Below are 18275 nucleotides of genomic sequence, written 5' to 3'. Positions count from 1 at the left end.
ATGGAGGTCACCATGGCACTATTCATCACCAAGCGTCTGCTGATGGCGCTGGCCACCGTGCTTGTGGTCGCGGTACTGGCATTCCTGCTGGTGCACGCGATGCCCGGCAGCCCCGGCGCTGTGTCGCTCGGCGCCGGTGCCTCCCAAGAAGCGATTGACGAGGTCAACGGGCGGCTCGGCTGGAACGATCCTCTCCTCGCCCAGTTCTTCCGCTGGCTCGGCGACGCCGTCCAGGGCAACCTCGGCACGTCCCTGATCGATGGCCGCTCGGTTAGCCCGGACCTGGGCAACAGGCTTCCGGTGACGGCATCACTCGCGGCTGGCGCCACCGTCCTGAGCGCGATCCTCGGGATCGGCCTGGGCGTGAGCGCGGCGGTCCGCGGTGGCCTGGTGGACCGGATCGTGGGCGGGATCTGCGGCCTGGCCGTGGCCCTGCCTGCCTTCTGGATCGGCATCATCTTTGTGTACCTGTTCGCCGTGCAGTCCTCGGTCTTTCCCGCCACCGGCTACGTGCCGTTCGAGGTCTCACCGCAGGACTGGGGCATGTCCCTGGCCCTTCCTGTCATCACGCTTGCCGTAGGCGGCGCGGCCTTCATCGCCCGCCAGACCAGGGCCTCGATGCTTGAGGCGTTGCAGCAGGAGCACATCCGGACGCTGCGTGCCACGGCCACACCGACCTGGAAAATCCTCTACATCCACGCCCTGCGCTACGCCAGCCTCCCCATCGTGGCCGGCATCGCGCTGCAGTTCATCGGCCTGTTCGGCGGCTCCGTCATCGCGGAGCAGCTCTTCGCCATGCCCGGCCTGGGCCAGGCCGTCCAGACCTCCGTCAGCACCCACGACGCTCCCGCCGTCCAGGGCGTGGTGGTCATCGCCACCGTCGTGGTGGTGGCCGTGAATCTCGTGCTGGAACTCGCCACCAAGTTCCTCGACCCGAAGTTGCGTGCCTCATGATCCCCAACGTCGCCCCCGCTCCTGCCGACAGTGCGCCAGCCACGGCTGCCGCAGCTGTGCAGCCCAAGTCCGGCCAGCGGGCCGCCTTCAGCAAAATTTCCGCAAGCCGGCTCTTCGCCTCGCCCGGCGGCGTGGCCGGCGTCGTATGGCTGGCAGCCCTGGTGGTTGCCTCGCTGACTGCCCAGTGGTGGCTACCCTACAAAACGGAGGACCAGGACTTCACCGCTGTCCTGTCCGGTCCCACCGCCGCGCACTGGCTCGGCACCGACGAACTCGGCCGGGACCTCCTCAGCCGCATCTTCGCTGCCGCCGCAGGCACCCTGGGAACCTCACTGATCACGGTGATTGTCGGCGTCGTGCTCGGAACCGCCCTGGCCATGGTGGCCGCCGGCAGAGGCCAGACGGAAGGAGGGATCAGCCGCGTCACCGAGGTCATGATGTCGCTGCCCGGCACCGTCATCATCCTGGCAGTTATCGGTGCCGTGGGAACCAACATCCCGCTGATCATGGCCATCTTGGGCGTCCTCATTTCCGCCGGCATCTACCGCGTCATGCTGGGCCAGGCCAAGTCGCTCCAGTCCCAGCTGTACGTGGACGCGGCCAAGGTGGACGGCGTCAGCACCCTGGGGATCAGCCTCCGCCACGTTTTGCCCGGACTGACCAACACCATCGTGGTCCAGTCCGCCCTCATCTTCGCTGTCGGCATGCTGATCCAGGCCGGCCTGGCGTTCATCGGCTTCGGCCCGCCCATCCCGCAACCCAGCTGGGGCGGCATGATCCAGGGCGCTTCCCAGCACGTCTACGATGCCCCGTGGCTGATGGTTCCCACCGGTGCGGTCCTTGCCCTGACCGTCCTGGCCGCCAACGCGATCGGCAACGCCCTGGGGAAGGCGCCGAACACTGGCGTCTCGCACCTGCCGTCGGCAGCGGCGCGCCGCCAGCGTTCTGTTGCAGCGGGCGCCGCGGCCTCGGTGGCCGAGGCGGGAGCCATCCCGGCCAAAGGCCACCTGAGCGTCCGCGGACTCTCTGCAGGGGTCGACGGCGGGACTCCGCTGGTCACGGACGTCTCGTTCGACGTCGGGCCGGGAACCGTGTTGGGCCTGGTGGGGGAATCCGGCTGCGGCAAGACCATGACCGCGCTGTCGCTGCTGGGCCTGCTGCCCGCCGGGGTCTCCGCCACCGGCGGCCAGATCCTGTGGAATGGCAAGAACCTGGCCGCCGCCACGGAGCGCGAGATGGAAGGCATCCGCGGCCGGGACATCGCCCTGATCTCGCAGGAACCCATGCGGGCCCTGGATCCCATGTTCACCGTGGGCTACCAGCTCACCGCGGCCATCCGCCGGCTGCGGAAGGTGGGCAAGGCCGAGGCACATGCCGAAGCCCTCAGCTTGCTCGAAAAGGTGGGCATTGTGGACGCCAAACGCATCCTCAAGACCTACCCGCACCAGATCAGCGGCGGCATGGCCCAGCGCGTCGCCATCGCCCTGGCACTGTCCGGCCGGCCCAGGCTGCTGGTGGCCGACGAACCCACCACAGCGCTGGACGTCACCGTGCAAGCCGAAATCCTCTCGCTGCTGCGCTCCCTGGTGAAGGACACCGGGATGTCCGTGGTGATGGTCACCCACGACCTCGGCGTCGTGGCGGACATCTGCGACAACGTCGCCGTGATGTACGCCGGCCAGGTGGTGGAAAGCGGCCGGACCGCCAATATTCTCGACAACCCCCGCCACCCTTACACCTTGGCGCTTCTGGCCGCCGACCCGCACGCCAACACCGCGGCGGACATGCCTGAACGGCTGGCCACCATCAGCGGCCAGGTTCCGCAGCCAAAGGACTGGCCCACGGGCTGCCGCTTCATGGCGCGCTGCCAGTTCGCCGGCTCCGCGTGCGCCGCCCCGGTGCCGCTGCTGCCTTCCGGCTCCGAAGACGGACTGGTCCGCTGCGTCAAGGCGGACGAACTGGCGGTGGAGGGCCTGGAATGGCTTGCCACCGAAGTGCCCACTCACCGAGTACTGAAAATCGTCGAAAAGGACCTGGCATGAGCATCGAGACGGCAGAACGGCAGGACACGGCGCCAGTTAGGCCGGAGCAGCCCATGCTGGAGGTCAAGGACCTGCTGGTCCGGTACGGCCGCGGCCGGAAAGCTGCAGCAGCCCCGGCAGCGGTGGACGGCGTCAGCTTCTCCATCCGTCCCGGCGAGACCGTAGGCCTGGTGGGGGAATCCGGCTCCGGAAAATCCACCATCGGCAAGGCGATCCTTGGCCTCCAGAAGAGCGCCGGCGGCACCATCAGCTACCAGGGCAAGGACATCACCCATGCCGGTGCTGCAGAGCGCCGCGCCCTCGGCGGTGAACTGCGGGCGGTCTTCCAGGACCCCAACTCCTCGCTGAACCCGCGCCAGAGCATCGGTGCTTCGCTGGCGGAGCCGCTGCGGATCCGCGGGGTTACGGCCGCAGTGGCGCGCGAAAAAGCCGAAGCCATGCTCGAACGCGTGGGGCTGCCCCGTGAGGCCGTGGACCGCTACCCCAGCCAGTTCTCCGGCGGCCAGCGCCAGCGGATCGCCGTCGCCCATGCCCTGATCTGCGAACCGAAGCTCGTGGTGTGCGATGAGGCGGTCAGTGCCCTGGATCTCTCCACCCAGGCCCAGGTGCTCAACCTCCTGGCCGACCTCCGCGACGAGCTTGGCCTGAGCTACCTGTTCATCGCCCACGACATCTCGGTGGTCCAGTTCCTGGCGCAGCGCGTTGTCGTCCTCTACCGCGGCCAGGTGATGGAAAGCGGGCCGGCGGCAGCCGTCACGGAGTCGCCCAAGCATCCGTTCACCCAGGCCCTCGTGGCTGCTTCGCCCGTGCCGAGGCCCGCGGAACAGGCCGAGCGGAGGATGCTGCGCGAATCCCTTGGCGTCCGCACGGCCGCTGCAGTGGCGGGGTCGCCGGGAGGCTGTCCCTTCAGCCAGCGGTGCCCGCTCGCCACCGAACTCTGCACCGCCGAGCGTCCGGCCCTTCGGCGGGTGGGCGCCGCCGACGTCGCCTGCCACTACGCCTGACCCCGCGCAGCCCAGCGTCAGGTCCGCCTCAAACAAGTTGAGCCCAACTTCAGGGAGCTTCCCCGCATGAACCACCCCACGCACCTTCGGACGGACCACCTCAGCGAATCCTTCGGGATCACCAATACGCTGCCTGGATTCAGCTGGACGCCGCCGCAGGGCACGGTCCGGCAGGTTGCCTACCAGCTGGCAGCCAGCAATGGCTGGGACACCGGCCGGGTGGACGGCGGCACGCACGGCTTCGTGCCGTACGGCGGCCCCGCCCTCGGCTCCCGGGACCGCTTCGACTGGACGGTCCGGACCTGGAACGTGGCCTCTGACGGCACCGAAGTTCTGTCCGCCTGGTCCGAGCCGATGGCCGTGGAACTGGGCCTGCTGCACCCGGAGGATTGGACCGCGCAGTGGATCGGCCCCGACGAACCGGCGGTTCCGGAACCGGGGGAGCGTCCCGGACATGCTCTGTCAAAAACCTTCACGCTGGACGCAGCCCCCGCAAAGTCGCGCGCCTACGCCACAGCCCACGGCATCTACGAGCTCTTCATCAACGGCGTGCGGGTGGGGGACCAACAGCTCACACCGGGCTCGACGAGTTACCACAGCACGCTCCAGGTCCAGGCCTTTGATATCGCCCGCATGCTCCGGCCCGGTACCAACACCATCCGGGCCGTCCTCACCGACGGCTGGTACCGCGGCACGTTCGGGTACACACGCGACGCCGACATGTACGGACCGCAGACGGCCTTCCTGGCTCAGCTGGAGCTGGAGTCCGGCGGACAACGGACAGTCGTCGGCACCGACGGCTCGTGGGACGTTTCCGCGACGGAGATCGTCAGCGCCGATCTCATGGCCGGCCAGCGAGTAGATTTCCGCCGCGGCCACGGGGCAACCGGGCACGCAGTCCTCCGCGACGGCAGCTTCACCACCCTCACCGGCCCCGTGGCGCCCCCCACGCGCATCGTGGAAGAACTCAGCCCGGTATCCATCACGCGACTGGCCAACGGCAACCAGATCGTGGACCTGGGCCAGAACATCAACGGCTGGATCCGCCTGAGCCGGCTTGGCGCCCCAGGGAAGACTGTCACGATGGTGTACGGCGAAGCCCTGGGCGCTGACGGCGACGTCACCCAGGAACACCTCCGTCCCCACGATTTCCGCAATCCGGGGCAGTTCCTCGGCGCCGGACAGGTGGATTCCGTGGTGGCATCTGGCGCCCCGGGCGAGGTCTTCGAGCCGCGCCACACCACCCACGGCTTCCAGTACGTCGCCGTGCAGGGCCTGGACGCAGACCTGGAACCGGCGGACATCGTGGGCTGCATGGTCCAGACCCAGCTGGAACGCCTGGGGACTTTCAACTGCAGCGACGACCGGCTCAACAAGCTGCACGACATTGTGGAGTGGAGCTTCCGCGGCAACGCCTGTGAAGTTCCCACCGACTGCCCGCAGCGGGAAAAGGCAGGCTGGACCGGCGACTGGCAGCTGTTTGTACCCACCGCCGCCTACCTCTTCGACGTGGCAGGTTTTACGGCGAAGTGGCTCAGGGACGTGAGGACCGATCAGTGGGACAACGGAGTGGTGGTCAACATCTCTCCCTCGCCGGGACCGGAGGTAACCAGTGCCGAATTCATGGCCTTTACGAATGGGTCCTCAGGGTGGGGGGATGCGGTGGTCATGGTGCCTTGGGAGATCCATCTCGCCACCGGTGACACCGGCATCCTGGAACAGAACTGGGAGGCGATGGAACGCTGGCTCGGCTTCATCCGCAGCGCCGCGGAGGGCAACCGGCACCCGGCCAGGGCAGAGGCCCACGCCATGCCGGCCCCGCATGAGCAGTATCTCTGGGACACCGGCTTCCATTTCGGGGAATGGATGGAACCGGGTGGCCCGGCGCCGGACCTATTCGCCTCTCGGTCTGCCGACAACGGCATCGTGGCCACCGCCTACTACCGGCACTCCTCCGCCATCATGGCCAGGATTGCCGCCGTCCTGGGCAAGGGGGACAAATCCCGGGAACTTGGGGAGCTCTCCGGTAACGTCCGCCGCGCGTGGCAGCGGGAATACCTGCGGGCCGACGGAACAGTGGACGGTGGCACGCAGGCCAACTGCGTGCGCGCGCTGGCCTTTGACCTGGTTCCGGACGGCGGCCGGCCGGCGGTGGTCAAGCAGTTGGTCACGCTCGTTCGCGACGCCGGCACGCACCTGGGCACCGGCTTCCTGGCCACCCCCTACCTGCTGCCTGTGCTCGCCGATAACGGACAGCCGGACCTCGCCTATGAACTGCTCATGCAGGACTCCGAACCCTCCTGGCTGGTGATGGTGGACCGCGGTGCCACCACCATGTGGGAAGCCTGGGACGGAAGAGGCGCGGACGGAACAACGCGCCAGTCGCTGAACCACTACAGCAAGGGCGCCGTGATCTCGTTCCTGCACCGCTACACCGCCGGCCTGCGCCAGGCACCCGGGAACGCGGCCTACAAACGGATCATCATCGAGCCCCGCCCCGGCGCCGGGATCACCTCCGCGGCCACGTCGCACCGGGGCCCGCAGGGCTCCATCGAGGTCAGCTGGGCAATTGACGACGGCGAGATCACCCTCATTGCGACCGTCCCGCCCGGCACCACAGCGGAAGTCCGCCTCACCGGCCGGCCGAACGCCGTCGTCGGGCCCGGAACCCATACCTTCACCGCCCCTGCCGGCGGCAATGACCACCAGCCCCAACTTGCAAGGAGTGCATCATGACCCCGGACGCCGCCACAGCCACGGAAACCACCCCCATCGAAACAGGTCAGGCGGCACCGGCCGGGCTGCCGGCCCCGGCCTTCCCGGCGTTCCTGCCCCCGGGCGCGGCCGAAGTCGTGTCGGAAAACTCTGCCGTCCACCGCGAAGTCAGCTACGCGATCGCTATCGGCTTCCGCCGGCTCGCCATGGATATCTGGCTGCCCCGCGACGCTGCCGGGACGCCGGTGCCGCTGGTTGTCTGGATCCATGGCGGCGCGTTCCAGCTGGGAGACCGCCGCGAGCTGCCGCCTACCTTCGCCCCGGACTCAGTGTTCCGCCTGCTGAACGAAGCCGGCATCGCGTGCGCCACCGTGGACTACCGCCATGCCCTGGAGGCGCCGTTCCCGGCGCAGCTGCACGACCTCAAGGCCGCCGTCCGGTACCTCCGCGAACACGCAGACATGTTGGGGATCGACGCCGGACGGATCGGCGCGTGGGGCGAGTCGGCCGGCGGGCATCTTGCCGCCCTGCTGGGACTGACCGGCGCCAGGAAGGACCTCGAGGGTGGCCTCGGAGTCCAAGGGCACTCCAGCGCCGTGAGCGCCGTAGTCGACTTCTACGGGGTGTCTTCGCTGCCGGACATGCCGGCCATGAACATTCCCCAGGGCATGATGACCGGGCCGTTGAGCGCGGCGGTGCCGGACGGCATGACCCTCGAGCCCGGCTCCATGCTGGTGGGCGGCACCGCCGACGCCGCCCTGCTGGCCTCAGCGAGTCCGCTGGGCTACGTCACCGCGGACGCGCCGTCGTTCCTGCTGGTCCACGGCGACAGCGACGGCCTGGTTCCGCTCTCCCAAAGCGAACTGCTCGCCGCCGCGCTCGTTGACGCGAACGTCCGCAACGAACTCATCACCATCCGGGGCGGTGACCACTGCTTTTTCGGCGCCGAAGGCCAGCTGGACCGGATCCTCGGCTCAGCGGTGGCATATTTCGCCCACGAGCTTTAGCGACAAGCTCAATTTCCGGCGGTAGCATTCCGCTATGGCTATCGCACGCTTCCCAGGTCTCGTCATTGATTGCCCCGATGCCGGGGCCCTCGCGGGCTTTTACGGCGCCCTGCTGGGCTGGCAGGTGAAGGTCGACGGTGACTGGGCCGAAATCCGCCCTGACGACGGCAGCAACTGCATTTCGTTCCAGCAGGTGGACGGCTACTGTGCCCCGGAATGGCCTGGCCAGGAAGTGCCACAGCAAATGCACCTGGACCTGATGGTGCAGGACCTGGATGAGGGCGAGAAGGTGGCCGTCGAGCTAGGGGCCACCAAGGCCGACTCGCAGCCGGGCACGAGCTTCCGGGTATTCCTCGACACGGCCAGCCACCCCTTTTGCCTCTGCGTGGACTAAACAACTCGCCACGCCCGGCGGCGGCGGCAGCCGGGCAGCCCAACAAGCCGCTCCATGCACAGGGTTTCCAGTCAATGAAACTTCGCTAGCGGGCGCATTGCCGTTCCCGGGACGCTGGGGAGAGCCCTAGAGCTTCCTCCAACTGATGAATCGAGCCGACGTTGACTCCCAACATCCTGCGTTTCCCGTCCCAGGACCACGCCCGCGCGGGGACCGCCGTTCCCTCCGCCGTCCGATTCGAACACCACGAGGAGCCCTTCGGTATCGGCGAAGACCGGCCCAGGCTCTCCTGGCAGGTCACCACCGACCGGACCGGCTGGGTCCAGGCCGCCTACGAACTCCAGCTCGGCCCCGATGAGGCCAGCCTGACAAGCTACGGCCGCACCGAGACCAGGGAGCAGCTCCTGCAGCCCTGGCCCGCACCGCCGCTGGAGAGCCGCCAGCGCGTCGCCGTCCGCGTCCGTGTCTGGGGCAACGGCGGCGGCGCGCCCTCCGAATGGAGCCCCGTTGCCTACGTAGAGGCGGGATTATTGAACGCGTCCGATTGGCAGGCAGCCATGATCCGCCCGGCCTGGGACGAGGCAAGCGACGCCAACGAGCCGGCTGCGCGCCTGAGCCGGACGTTCGAAGTGGCCGGGCCCGTGGCGTCCGCCCGGCTCTACGCCAGCGCCCACGGCGTCTACGTGGCGCACATCAACGGCCGCCGCGTGGGCCGGGACATCCTGACCCCGGGCTGGACCAGCTACCACCACCGCCTGCGCTACCAGAGCTACGACGTCACTGAGTATCTCCGGCCAGGCACTAACGTGATCGGCCTTGAGTTCGCGGATGGCTGGTGGCGCGGCAATCTGGGCTTCCAGGGGAAGCGCAACACGTACGGCAACCGCACCGCCGTGATCGCCCAGCTGGAAATGACCGACGCCGGCGGGGCAGTTTGCGTGATTGGCTCGGATGCGTCGTGGCTGGCGGGGCGGGGGCCGGTGCTGTCGGCAGACCTGTACGATGGCGAAATTTTTGATGCGCGGCTCCGGAGCCGTGGCTGGGCTGAGATCGGAGCGGAAACCGGTGCGGGTACCGACTCGCTGCAGCCCGCCGTCGTAGTTGGCGGCTTCGATCCTGCAGTCCTGGTCGCACCCGACGGCCCGCCCGTCCGGGCCACCGACGAGCTGCCGGTCAAAGCTGTGCTGGGAACGCCGTCCGGAAAGACCATTCTGGACTTTGGCCAGAATCTGGTGGGCCGGGTGCGTTTCAATGTGAGCGGTGCGGCCGGCACCGAGGTGGTGCTGCGGCACGCCGAGGTTCTGGAGCACGGCGAACTCGGCGTCAGGCCGCTGCGCGTCGCCAAGCAGACCGACAGCTACATCCTGCGCGGCGGCGGGGACGAGCAGTGGGAGCCGGAGTTCACCATCCACGGATTCCGCTACGTGGAGGTGAGCGGCTGGCCAGGTGTTGTGGATCCGGACGCGTTCACCGCCGTCGTGATCCACTCGGACCTGCGGCGAACGGGCACGTTCGAATGCTCCGATCCGATGCTGAACCAGCTCCACTCGAACGTGGTGTGGGGGATGCGGGGGAACTTTGTCGACGTGCCCACGGACTGCCCGCAGCGCAACGAGCGCCTCGGCTGGACCGGCGACTTCCAGATCTTCGCCGCCACCGCGTCCTTCCTGTACCGGATCCCCGGCTTCACCACGTCCTGGCTCAAGGACCTCGCCGCAGAGCAGGGGACTGACGGGCCGCCGCCGCTGGTGGTCCCGGAAGTGGTGGCCGAAAAGCCGCCATTCCCGGACCGCCCGGTGATGGCCGCGTGGGGTGATGCAGCCGTGCTTGTTCCCTGGGTGCTGTACCAGTGGACGGGGGACCTCGAGTACCTCCGCCGGCAGCTGCCGGGAATGATCGCCTGGCTGGAAGCCGTGGCCCAGGCCGCCGGCCCGGAGCTGCGCTTTGAGCACGGCTTCCAGTTCGGCGACTGGCTGGACCCGGCCGCACCGCCGGACTCGCCCGGCGACGCCCGCACCCCCTGGCAGCTCGTGGCGCAGGCCTACCTGGCATACTCGGGGTCGGTGGCGGGCGAGGCTGCCGGACTGCTGGGCCACGACACGGAATCGGAACGGTTGCGCGAGCTGTCCGCCCGGTCCCGGGCGGTGTTCCGGGAACGCTACCTTGATGACGACGGCCGGCTCCGGCCATCCACGCAGACGGCCTACGCGGTGGCACTGCGCTTCGGACTCCTCGAACCGGCCGAACACCCTGCCGCGGCCGCCCGGTTGGCCGACATCGTGGAAGCCGACGGCTACCGCATCGCCACCGGGTTCGTGGGAACTCCGCTGGTCTGCGACGCGCTCAGCGATGAAGGCCACACGACGGCGGCATACCGCCTGCTCCTCCAGACCGAGTGCCCGTCCTGGCTCTACCCCGTGACAATGGGCGCCACCACCATTTGGGAACGCTGGGACTCCATGCTCCCTGACGGCAGCATCAATGAGGGCGAAATGACTTCTTTCAACCATTACGCCCTGGGTGCCGTGGCCGATTGGATGCACCGCACTGTGGCCGGCCTGGCACCAGCTGAACCCGGGTACCGGAAACTCGCCATCCGGCCTAGGCCCGGCGGGGGGCTGGCGTGGGCCGCTGCCCGGCACGAGACCCCTTACGGCGAGGCTGTGGTCCGGTGGGAGCTGGACGGCGACGTGTTCTTGCTGTCCGTGTCGGTCCCGGCCGGCTGCACCGCCGCGGTGTACCTGCCCGACGGCGGGACCACCGGCGTCGAGGTCGGTTCCGGGACGCATTCGTTCAGCTGTGCAGTTCCTGAAGCCGCAACCGAGGGCGCCCGCGAGCCGGTGTTTCAGCCATGAGCCTGGATGTGGAGCTGGCCGGCCTCATGCACCACGTGGCTGAAGCCGGCTCCTTCGCCGATCTCCTCGCCGATCCTGCCGGGATGCAGCGGCTGGCGGCGTTCAGCGGCGCGGATCTGCCCTACACGGCCCCTGCCGTACCGATCCGCTCGGTGGAGGCGCCGGGGCCCAACGGACCCGTGCCCGTCCGGATCTACGGCCCCGGCATCCTTCGGCTGGACGGTGACCGGGGTTCCGCGGCGGGGAATGCGTCCGGGGCCGCCCTGCCCGGCCTGGTGTGGCTGCATGGCGGCGGGTTCGCCGGAGGGACGCTGGACATGCGGGAGTCCGACCAGGTCGCCCGGGAACTAGCTGACCGGACCGGCGGCCTGGTGTTCTCCGTCGACTACCGGCTGGCCGGCGACGGCGTCCACTTCCCGGTCCCGCACGAAGACGCGCTCGCGGCGTGGATCTGGGCGGCAGCCCACGCCGAGGGCCTTGGCGTGGCCCCGGGAAACCTGTGCCTTGGCGGGGCCAGCGCCGGCGGGAACCTCGCCGTCGGCGCCGCCATGTATCTCAAGGACGCCGGACTCGCACTGCCCGCCAAGCTGCTGCTGGCGTACCCGTTCCTGCACGCCGCGCTTCCCCCTCTGAAGCCGGCCGCGGTGTCCGACGGCAGGGTGCTTTCCAGCCTGCCGCGGATCCTGCGCTTCACCGAGGACGACTGCCAGGCAATGGTGGAGAACTACATCGGCGGCCCCGCCGGGATGGCGTCCTCGTATGCCCTGCCCGGCCGTGCCGATCCTTCGGGGCTCCCCCCGGTGGCGGTCATCGCCTGCGAATACGATGACCTGCGTCCGTCGGCTGAGCTCTTCCGGGAATCGCTCCGCGCGGCCGGCGTCGAGGTGTCCTTCCGGCTGGAAGCGGGGGCGACGCACGGGTACCTCAACCACTCGGCGGCGCTGGGGATCGTGCAGCAGGGGCTGGCATTCCTTGCGGCGGAACTGGCCTCGGCAAAGCCCTTTCAATGATTGAAATCCGCGGTTTGCGCCGGTCCGGTGATCCGACAGTCTTAGGGGAGACGCCGGGCATCACGGAACCGGTGCACAAGCCAAGCGGCGCAGGAAAACGGATGGAGTCGACGATGACGGAAGGTCGCGTGCTGAGCGGCATCGAATTCGCCCGCGCGGGTGACGACGGTTCCCGCCCGCTGCTGCTGGACCTCTACCTTCCCGGTCCTGAGGGCGGGGCGGCTCCCCGGCCGGCGGTGGTCCATTTCCACGGGGGCGGCTGGCGCATGGGGGAGCGGTCTTCCCTGGGCCCGGTCCTGGACGGATTCGGCAACAGCGCCTTCCAAACGTTCACTGACACAGGATTCGTGGTGGCATCGGCGGACTACCGGCTTAGCCAAGAGGCGCATTTCCCGGCCCAGCTGCACGACGCGAAAGCCGCCGTCCGCTGGCTGCGGAACCATGCCGCCGACTACAACGTGGACCCGGAGCGGATCTACGCGTGGGGCGACTCCGCGGGCGGCCATCTCGCCAGCCTGGTGGGTCTCACCACCAATGCCGACGGCGTCAATGCCGGCGATGCCGTCGCCGCGGTGGCAGCCTGGTACCCGCCCACGGACCTGGGCGGGATGGCCGAACAGAGCCTGCCGGGCGCCGTTGCCAGGGCCGACGATCCCGGATCCAGGGAGGAACTCCTTGTCGGTGCCGTGCTGGCCGACGAGCCGGCGAAGGCGTCTGCGGCGAGCCCCATCAGCTACGCCAGCCGGACGGCACCGCCGTTCTTCCTGGCCCACGGAACCGCCGACCGCTTCGTTCCGCCCGCCCAGTCAGCCTCGCTGGCTGCCGCGCTGGAAGGTGCCGGCGCCGCCGTCGAACTTCTCCTGATTGAGGAAGCGGACCACATGTGGATCCTCCCGGACCACAGCCAGGCCGCGGCCGAAAAGGCGATGGCAGCAACCGTCTCCTTCTTCCTACGGCAATCCCGGCCCCCGGACGCCCAGGCCACCTGACCGGCCACCTGACCGGCCACTTCACAACCGCACTCCAGTAGTCGGCCCCCAACACATCTACGCAGGTTCTCCAACTGCGGGGCCTCTAACTGCCGCGCCCACCTACCAAACCCCGCTCTCCGGGCGGCACCAGAAAGGCCCCACTAAATGCAGTACATAGGAATCAATCACGACGGCGGCGCATGGGCGGCGGCCCTTCTCGGCTCAAGGGTGGTTTCGCTGGCCCCCGTTGCGGATTTCTGGGCCGATGCCGCCGGTTGGCAGGAGAAAGCGCACTCCCTTTTAGCCGACTCTCGCAACGTTGACGCCGTGGACCGCGGCGACGTCACCGAGGTGCCGCTCGTGCCCGCGTCGGCGCGGGTGATCTGCGTCGGCCTGAACTACAAGGCCCACGCCGCGGAAGGCAGCTACAAGGACCAGGATCTGCCTCCCCACCCCACGCTGTTCGGCCGGTGGACCGCGTCCCTGTCGGTCGGCAACGTCCCCGCGCCGGTGCCCGCCGGCGAGGCCGGACTGGACTGGGAAGGCGAAGTCGCCGCCTACGTGGGCCGGCGGGTCGAATCCGCGGACGAGGCCACCGCCGCGGAAGCCGTCTTCGGCTACTCCACCTTCAACGACCTCACCGCGCGGCGGGCCCAAAAGCTCACCGCCCAATGGACCCTGGGCAAGAACGGCGACTTCAGCGGCCCCCTCGGCCCGCTGGTCAGCCGCGACGAGGCCGGGGACCTTCGCGAGGGATTGCAGGTCCGGACCCGGGTCAACGGCACCGAGGTCCAGAACGGCAACACCCGGGACATGATCTTCTCCGTCCCGGCCATCATCGCCCTGATCAGCCAGACGATGACCCTGCATCCCGGTGACGTCATCGCCACGGGAACCCCGGAAGGGGTCGGCTACGTCCGGACCCCGCCGTGGCTCCTGCAGCCCGGCGACACGGTCGAAGTGGAAATCGACACCCTGGGAACGCTCACCACGCCCGTCGGCGGGCCGTCACTGCGGGCCCGGGCCTGATGACCGCCGTCAACAACGCGGCCCTCGGCGACCTCCCGGAGCGGGTGCCGGTGCTGATCGCGGGCGGAGGACCCAGCGGGCTCTTCCTGGCCCTGGACCTCGCGCACCGCGGCATCCGCAGCCTCGTCATCGAGCCGAGGACCACCATTGACCAGGACCGGCCGCGCGCCAAGACCACGAACGCCCGCACCATGACGCACCTGCGCCGGCTCGGGCTTGCCGACAAACTCCGCGACGCCGCGCCGCTGCCGGTCGCCTACGCCCAGGACGTCATTTTCTGCTCCGCCCTCACCGGCCACGAAGTCACCCGGTTTCGCCAGGCCTTCCAGCTCGTCCGGGGCCGGTATGTCCCCCAGCCGGAATGCGGGCAGCAGGTCCCGCAGCCCGTCATGGAGTCCGTGCTCCGGGAGGCCGCCGCCGAATCACCGCTTATCACGCTGCTGACCGGCCTGAGCGTGGAAGACCTGGACATCAACCAGGGCGGCGGCACGCCGGGCCCAGGCCGGCCGCGCTTCGGCTCGCGCGTGGCGGTGTCCGACGCAACCGGGCGGCGCAAGGCCGTGGACTGCAACTTCGTAGCCGCGGCCGACGGCGGGTCCTCCACCGTCCGCCGCCGGCTGAACATCCGCCTCGCCGGGGGCTCCGCCGAGCTCTCCAACATCAGTGTCCTGTTCCGTTCCGACACCCTCGCCGCCGCGATCACCCTGGACCCGGCCGTCCAGTACTGGGTCCTGGGACCCGAGGTTTCGGGCATGGTGGGGCGGCTGGACCTCGGCAGCACCTGGTGGGCCATCATCCAGGGCGTGGACGGCAGCGGATCACCCGACGCCGGACGCCTGGTCCGTTCGCTCGTCGGGGCCGACGTCGACGTCGAGGTCATCGCCACCGACCCCTGGACGGCGCGCATGCTGCTCGCCCCGGGCTACGGGCACGACGGCGTGTTCCTGATCGGGGACGCGGCGCACCTCAATCCGCCCTGGGGCGGGCACGGCTTCAACACGTGCATCGGCGACGCCGCCAACCTGGCCTGGAAGATCGCCGCCGCCCTGGAGGGCTGGGCCGGCCCGGCCCTGCCCGGCAGCTATGAGCTGGAGCGTCGGCCCGTCGCGGCCCGGACCATCCGCGACGCCGCCGCCAACGGCAAGTCGCTGGCCTACCACTTCGCGGACCCGGCCCTGGGCCGGGCGGATGCGGACGGCGAGGCAGCCCGGCGGGCCGCCAAGGATGCGCTGGCCGTCAAACAAAGCGAGTTCGACTCGCTGGGACTGGTGCTGGGCTACACGTACGGCTCCTCGCCTCTGGTGGTCCCGGACGGCCTGCCCGTCCCCGCCGAGGACCCCGTCAGCTACGTCCCCTCCGCCAGCCCGGGATCGCTGCTGCCACACGCCTGGCTCGACGCGACAACGTCGCTCTATGACCTGCTGGGCAGCGGCTTCACCCTCCTGGTGGACCGCGACAGCCTGGGTGGCGCGGCCGCCGGGCAGGCCTACGCGGCGGTCGTGGCCGCCGCCGCGATCCACAAAATCCCGCTGTCCGTCGTCGACGTCGGACCCGACCAGGACGGAACCCCGATGACCACGCACTGGCAGGCCGCCGCGGTGCTGGTCCGCCCGGACCAGCACGTCGCCTGGCGGGGGACCGACCTCGCGGGGGCCGCCGCGGCCATTGGCGTGGCCGCCGGCTGGCCGCTGGCAACACCATCCGAAGACCCCGACAGGAGAACACGTGTCCGTGCCGTCCTTCCGTGACTATCTCTACCCGCCCGACCACCCGCGGGTGGCGCAGATCCGTGGCCTGGATGCCCGCGGCTATGCCGAGGCGGCAAAGACCGATCCCTTCGCGGGTCCCATGATCCAAGGCTGGGCCGTCCAATACCCCGAGCCTTTCACCGGGGTGACCAGCGACGGGGTCCGCCGGGACGGGCTGTACCCCCTCGAGCCGGCGCCGGCGGGGGAGGAGGCGCCGGCTGCCGCCATGACGGCCGCCGCCCGGGACCTGCTGGAACGACTCACGCCGGCCCAGGCCGAACAGCTCCGCTACGGTGTGGACGCGCACGAATGGCAGAGCTGGGCCAACCCGGAATTCCTGCAACATGACACGGGCCTGCGCCTGGACGAGCTGGACCCGGACGTGCGCGAACAGATCCTGGCCGTCGTGGCGGTGAGCCTGAGTCCGGCCGGCTACGGGCTGGTCCGTAACCTGATGCGGATCAATGGATTCCTGGGCGGCCTGGTGGAGCTGCCGGAGCTGATGAACGAGTTCAGCTACAACTTCGCCCTCTACGGTGACCCGTCGGAGACGGCCCCGTGGGGCTGGCAGCTCTTCGGCCACCACGTGGCGCTCAACGTCCTGGTGGCCGGGACCCAGCTGGTGGTCTCGCCGGTGTTCCTCGGCGCCGAACCGGACGTCATCGACGTCGGCCCGCACCAGGGCGTGGCCGTTTTCAAGGAGCGGATCGCCTTGGCGCGGCGCCTCATGCAAGCCCTGCCCGGGCCGCTGCGGGACGAGGCCACGCTTTTCGCGGACATGCAGGACCCGGCCATGCCGGAGGGCAGGCTGCACCCCGGGGACGAACGTCACCTGGCGGGCTGCTTCCAGGACAACCGCGTGATTCCCTACGAGGGAATCCCGGTCAGCGCGATGCCCGCCGCGGCACGCGCGATCCTGGACCAGCTCGTGGCAGACTTCATCGCGTTCCTCCCCGACGGGCCGCGGACCGTCCGCCGGCGGGAAATCGCGGCCCACTGGGACGAAACCTGGTTTTGCTGGATCGGCGGATGGGAGGCGCAGGACGCCTTCTACTTCCGATTACAGAGCCCCGTGCTGGTCATGGAACTGGACCACCACACAGGCGTCTTCCTCAGCAATGACACCCCGGCCCCGTTCCACATGCACACAGTGCTGCGCACCCCGAACGGCAACGACTACGGGCGCGAGCTGGTGTGCCAGGCTCTGAACGGCCGTGCGTCATGAACCGCTGACAAGCCGTCCACCGACGCGAATGGCCCGGAACCCTCCGCGGGGTTCCGGGCCATTCGTGTGGGACCTGCAGCCGGACCGGAAAACCGGGCCAGATGCCAGGTCCGCCTAGATGTCCAGCGCAGCCCTGCGCTGCGGCGGGGGACCCACCACGGTCAGGTCCATCTCGGCCTGGGCCCGGCCGAAGCCCTCCATGTCCATGTAGGGCTCGCCGCCCTCGGTGTACATGTAATCCTCCGTGGGCTTGTTGAAGTACTCGAAGAAGCCGTTGAAGACCGACGGCGTCAGGAACCCGACCATCTGGGTGTTGTGGGAATCGAAGGCGAAGGAGTGGATGGTCCCGGCCGGGGCGTGGAGGAAGTCGCCCTTGGTCAGCAGCACTTCGCGGCCGTTGGCGTAGATCCACATCCGGCCCTCGGTGCAGAGGAAGTTTTCCGTGTGCTGCTCGTGGAAGTGCAGCGGAATGTAGGGGGACTTGGCGCCCTTGGTGTGGACGGCGAAGTAGTTCGCTCCCGTGTTCGCCGGCCGGGAGAGGTACGTGAACATGGTCTGGTAGCTGACCATCCGCTCGCCCTCGCCCGCACTGAGGAAGTACGGGCTCTGAACCGCCGGCAGCCCGGCGTCCTGCCGGAAAGACGGTGCCACCCGTTCGACGTCGGGGAACGTGATGCCGAATTCGGCGCCCACCGCCGCGCACTCCTGCAGGCTGGGCTTCCTGCCCGGGGTGACAGGCGGGACGTGCGAATCGATGGGTGTGCCGACGCGTTCGTAGTAGGCCTCGGCGCCGCCCGGTGTCATCCAGTTCAGGAACCGGGTGTAGTGGCTTGCCATCCGGTACGCGTGCGGGGTTCCCGGCGGGATCACCACGGAATCCCCGGGAGTCAGGATGCGGCTTTCGCCCAGCAGCCAGACGTGCAGGATGCCGTCGAAGACGTACAGCGTTTTGTGTTCCACCGCGTGGCTCACAAACGGTGATTCGGCCCCCATGCCGCCGGAGATGTACGCGGCGCTGAAAATGCCGCCAGTATCTGCCGCCCGGGCGATCACCGTGACCAACTGGCCGTTGATCTCATAGCGGGCGCCTTCGCCCGACGCCATGTAGTACGGGACGGCGTCGCCCGGCAGCACATTCGCCAACGGGAGCTCTTTGTTCATTTCCTCAACACTGAGGGACATCGCATCCTTCTTTCCTGTCTGTGGAGCGCGGGCTGCCCCCAAGACTGCCCCTGATTCTCCGCCGCGGCGACCTCCATTTCCAATGGATGAAACACTTCTGCCCGTCGCTCCGGGCTGTTGGGCGCCGGGAAGCCGTTGG

13 protein-coding genes are annotated in these 18275 nt (G+C 69.0%); 12 read left to right on the top strand and 1 reads right to left on the bottom strand.

All coding sequences use genetic code 11. The annotated features are described in order from the left end of the window. The 12 genes from AC1DZV_RS02115 to AC1DZV_RS02060 all read left to right on the top strand — a co-directional run bounded on the left by AC1DZV_RS02115 (window position 1) and on the right by AC1DZV_RS02060 (window position 16954). On the top strand, window positions 1-954 hold the full coding sequence (locus AC1DZV_RS02115; RefSeq protein WP_476949716.1) for an ABC transporter permease: 954 nt from the start codon (window positions 1-3) through the stop codon (window positions 952-954). Next, entirely contained in the window at window positions 951-2996 is a 2046-nt protein-coding gene (locus AC1DZV_RS02110; protein WP_476949715.1) for a dipeptide/oligopeptide/nickel ABC transporter permease/ATP-binding protein, read from the top strand. The genes AC1DZV_RS02115 and AC1DZV_RS02110 overlap by 4 nt, the downstream gene beginning before the upstream one ends. Then, window positions 2993-4000 (top strand): oligopeptide/dipeptide ABC transporter ATP-binding protein, encoded by a 1008-nt coding sequence (locus tag AC1DZV_RS02105; protein WP_476952808.1) that lies wholly within the window; start codon window positions 2993-2995, stop codon window positions 3998-4000. Before AC1DZV_RS02110 ends, AC1DZV_RS02105 begins: the two co-directional genes overlap by 4 nt. Window positions 4001-4066: 66 nt before the next feature. Beyond that, on the top strand, window positions 4067-6736 hold the full coding sequence (locus tag AC1DZV_RS02100; protein ID WP_476952807.1) for an alpha-L-rhamnosidase: 2670 nt from the start codon (window positions 4067-4069) through the stop codon (window positions 6734-6736). Next, the gene (locus tag AC1DZV_RS02095) at window positions 6733-7722 is read left to right on the top strand and encodes an alpha/beta hydrolase fold domain-containing protein (RefSeq protein ID WP_476949712.1); all 990 of its coding nucleotides are present in this window, start codon (window positions 6733-6735) and stop codon (window positions 7720-7722) included. Before AC1DZV_RS02100 ends, AC1DZV_RS02095 begins: the two co-directional genes overlap by 4 nt. Before the next feature lie 34 nt (window positions 7723-7756). Continuing rightward, window positions 7757-8116, top strand: a complete 360-nt coding sequence (locus tag AC1DZV_RS02090; protein WP_476952806.1) for a VOC family protein — start codon at window positions 7757-7759, stop codon at window positions 8114-8116. A gap of 161 nt (window positions 8117-8277) precedes the next feature. Continuing rightward, window positions 8278-10971: a glycoside hydrolase family 78 protein gene (locus tag AC1DZV_RS02085; protein ID WP_476949710.1), complete on the top strand. Its 2694-nt coding sequence runs from the start codon at window positions 8278-8280 to the stop codon at window positions 10969-10971. Next, window positions 10968-11981 (top strand): alpha/beta hydrolase fold domain-containing protein, encoded by a 1014-nt coding sequence (locus tag AC1DZV_RS02080; RefSeq protein ID WP_476949709.1) that lies wholly within the window; start codon window positions 10968-10970, stop codon window positions 11979-11981. Before AC1DZV_RS02085 ends, AC1DZV_RS02080 begins: the two co-directional genes overlap by 4 nt. A 113-nt stretch (window positions 11982-12094) precedes the next feature. Next, window positions 12095-12970 (top strand): alpha/beta hydrolase fold domain-containing protein, encoded by an 876-nt coding sequence (locus AC1DZV_RS02075; protein ID WP_476949708.1) that lies wholly within the window; start codon window positions 12095-12097, stop codon window positions 12968-12970. A 147-nt stretch (window positions 12971-13117) separates the two neighbouring features. After that, on the top strand, window positions 13118-13981 hold the full coding sequence (locus AC1DZV_RS02070) for a fumarylacetoacetate hydrolase family protein (protein WP_476949707.1): 864 nt from the start codon (window positions 13118-13120) through the stop codon (window positions 13979-13981). Then, a complete protein-coding gene (locus tag AC1DZV_RS02065) occupies window positions 13981-15729 on the top strand; it encodes an FAD-dependent monooxygenase (RefSeq protein ID WP_476952805.1) in 1749 nt (582 codons plus the stop codon). The genes AC1DZV_RS02070 and AC1DZV_RS02065 overlap by 1 nt, the downstream gene beginning before the upstream one ends. Then, window positions 15707-16954, top strand: coding sequence for a DUF3500 domain-containing protein (locus AC1DZV_RS02060; RefSeq protein WP_476952804.1), 1248 nt, complete (start codon window positions 15707-15709; stop codon window positions 16952-16954). Before AC1DZV_RS02065 ends, AC1DZV_RS02060 begins: the two co-directional genes overlap by 23 nt. A gap of 114 nt (window positions 16955-17068) precedes the next feature. Here the strand turns inward: AC1DZV_RS02060 and AC1DZV_RS02055 are convergent, their stop codons facing one another. After that, complete coding sequence (locus AC1DZV_RS02055; RefSeq protein WP_476949704.1) at window positions 17069-18136, bottom strand: quercetin 2,3-dioxygenase; 1068 nt, start codon at window positions 18134-18136, stop codon at window positions 17069-17071. Between the last annotated feature and the right edge of the window lie 139 nt (window positions 18137-18275).

It is taken from the genome of Arthrobacter sp. P1_D12, from assembly GCF_056406175.1.
Note: the sequence above shows the minus strand (reverse complement) of the source record. Positions and strands in the feature narration are given on the sequence as shown.

Coding starts and splice junctions, on each gene's coding strand:
- AC1DZV_RS02115 (WP_476949716.1), top strand. CDS start 1: ATGGAGGTCACCATGGCACTATTCATCACCAAGCGTCTGCTGATGGCG.
- AC1DZV_RS02110 (WP_476949715.1), top strand. CDS start 951: ATGATCCCCAACGTCGCCCCCGCTCCTGCCGACAGTGCGCCAGCCACG.
- AC1DZV_RS02105 (WP_476952808.1), top strand. CDS start 2,993: ATGAGCATCGAGACGGCAGAACGGCAGGACACGGCGCCAGTTAGGCCG.
- AC1DZV_RS02100 (WP_476952807.1), top strand. CDS start 4,067: ATGAACCACCCCACGCACCTTCGGACGGACCACCTCAGCGAATCCTTC.
- AC1DZV_RS02095 (WP_476949712.1), top strand. CDS start 6,733: ATGACCCCGGACGCCGCCACAGCCACGGAAACCACCCCCATCGAAACA.
- AC1DZV_RS02090 (WP_476952806.1), top strand. CDS start 7,757: ATGGCTATCGCACGCTTCCCAGGTCTCGTCATTGATTGCCCCGATGCC.
- AC1DZV_RS02080 (WP_476949709.1), top strand. CDS start 10,968: ATGAGCCTGGATGTGGAGCTGGCCGGCCTCATGCACCACGTGGCTGAA.
- AC1DZV_RS02075 (WP_476949708.1), top strand. CDS start 12,095: ATGACGGAAGGTCGCGTGCTGAGCGGCATCGAATTCGCCCGCGCGGGT.
- AC1DZV_RS02070 (WP_476949707.1), top strand. CDS start 13,118: ATGCAGTACATAGGAATCAATCACGACGGCGGCGCATGGGCGGCGGCC.
- AC1DZV_RS02065 (WP_476952805.1), top strand. CDS start 13,981: ATGACCGCCGTCAACAACGCGGCCCTCGGCGACCTCCCGGAGCGGGTG.
- AC1DZV_RS02055 (WP_476949704.1), bottom strand. CDS start 18,136: ATGTCCCTCAGTGTTGAGGAAATGAACAAAGAGCTCCCGTTGGCGAAT.